We start from the raw sequence: 250 nt of genomic DNA, 5'->3' as shown, positions 1-250 counted from the left end.
TTTTTCCCAATATGTCAAAGAACGTTACATCCCCCTAAATAGGGGAACGAAAGTGGAGAATAACGGATTCGAACCGTTGACCCCCTGCGTGCAAGGCAGGTGCTCTAGCCAGCTGAGCTAATTCCCCTGTTTCAGTTATAGATCATCATGTATAACTATCAATGGTAGTCCCGAGCAGATTTGAACTGCTGACCCCTACATTATCAGTGTAGTGCTCTAACCAACTGAGCTACGGGACTCTTTAGCCCCG

Annotated in this window: 2 tRNA genes; both read right to left on the bottom strand. The window is 46.8% G+C overall.

Annotated features, from left to right (window positions below):
• Window positions 1-53: 53 nt before the first annotated feature.
• Window positions 54-127 (bottom strand) — tRNA-Ala (locus C5749_RS19455).
• 35 nt (window positions 128-162) lie between these two features.
• Window positions 163-239 (bottom strand) — tRNA-Ile (locus tag C5749_RS19450).
• Between the last annotated feature and the right edge of the window lie 11 nt (window positions 240-250).

The sequence above is a fragment of the Sphingobacterium gobiense genome (assembly GCF_002980575.1).
In the GTDB taxonomy this organism is placed as follows: Bacteria; Bacteroidota; Bacteroidia; order Sphingobacteriales; family Sphingobacteriaceae; genus Sphingobacterium; species Sphingobacterium gobiense.
Note: the sequence above shows the minus strand (reverse complement) of the source record. Positions and strands in the feature narration are given on the sequence as shown.